We start from the raw sequence: 1,376 nt of genomic DNA on the forward strand, positions 1-1,376 counted from the left end.
GCATTGTTGCCAAGAATAGAAATTAAGAGTCGTGCATCTGAGAGATTTTTCATTGGTGTGTCCTGAGATACAAAATGCTGATTTGCTGAAAGCAATAGAAATGGCTATTCCAGCAACAGCAATTGAACAGGCGATCGCTAACACCCAAACTCAAGAAGAACGCAAACGCTCATTACCAGCACAATTGGTGGTAAGCCTTGTAATTGCAATGAGTCTGTGGTCAAAAGACTCGATGCGAGATGTACTGAAGAATTTAATTGATGGCCTTACTGATGCATGGGTAAAGGTAGGGAAATATTGGCGAGTACCTTGTAAATCAGCAATTACACAAGCTCGACAAAGATTGGGAGCTAGGGTGATGAGTCAATTATTTTATCAACTAGTAAAACCAATAGCAACGGATGAAACATTAGGAGCATTTTTGAATGGATTACGAGTAGTAGTAATCGATGGTAGCTGTTTTGATGTGCCAGATAGCGAAGAAAATGCGAGAGTTTTTGGTCGTCCTGGTAGTCGTCCAGGCACACAAGCAGCATTTCCCAAAGTCAGATTAGTCATATTGGTAGAAGCAGGAACACATATTATATTTGATGCCTTAATGTGTCCTTATCGTATGGGAGAACGGGTTCGAGCTTTAAAATTATTGCGCTCTGTAGAATCAGGAATGTTGTTGATGTGGGATAGGGGATTACATTCCTATGAAATGGTACACAAAACCATATCCCAGGTGTGTGACTATTTAGGAAGAATCCCCGCCAATGTGAAGTTTTTAGCAGAAAAACCGTTAGAAGACGGCTCCTATTTATCCTGGATTAATCCTTCAGGAAGGCTGCGAAAAAAGGGGTGTCAACCAATCATGGTGAGAGTTATTGAATACACAATTGAGCATCCTCAAAACCCGACTGAACAACTGAGGTATCGTTTAATTACTAGCTTATTAGACATTGAAAAATTTCCGGCAGAACTGTTAGCCAAAGAATATCATCAACGATGGGAAGTCGAAAATACCCTTGATGAGTTAAAAATTCATCTGTTAGGGCGTAAAACTCATGTTCGTTCTCAAAAACCACGAGAAGTAGTGCAAGAAATTTATGGTTGGCTGTTAGGTCATTGGTCAGTACGAGTGTTAATGTTTCAAGCTGCAACTACTGCTGGTGTTCCACCATTACGCTTGAGTTTTACAGGTACATTACGGGTTATTCGCCGTGCTATTCCTAAGTTCCAAGACTTACAGCCAAAAGAATTTCCCTTTTTTTCGATTGGTTAATTGTCGAGATTTTAGATACGTTTTTACCTGAACGTGTTCACCGTATTAATCCCAGAGTTGTGAAAAAAACTGTATCAAAATTTCGTTCTAAAAAACCACAACACAGAGG

General features: G+C 39.8%; 1 protein-coding gene. It reads left to right on the forward strand.

The genetic code is table 11. The annotated features are described in order from the left end of the window. Positions 1-100: 100 nt before the first annotated feature. Positions 101-1,267 (forward strand): IS4 family transposase, encoded by a 1,167-nt coding sequence (locus tag ACM0OR_RS28205; RefSeq protein ID WP_414579709.1) that lies wholly within the window; start codon positions 101-103, stop codon positions 1,265-1,267. Positions 1,268-1,376: the final 109 nt, after the last annotated feature.

It is taken from the genome of Anabaena sp. CCY 9402-a (genome assembly GCF_963920945.1).
Lineage (GTDB): Bacteria > Cyanobacteriota > Cyanobacteriia > Cyanobacteriales > Nostocaceae > Trichormus > Trichormus minutissimus.

Excerpts from the sequence above, each read along its gene's own strand:
- ACM0OR_RS28205 (WP_414579709.1), top strand. The coding sequence starts at position 101 with ATGGCTATTCCAGCAACAGCAATTGAACAGGCGATCGCTAACACCCAA.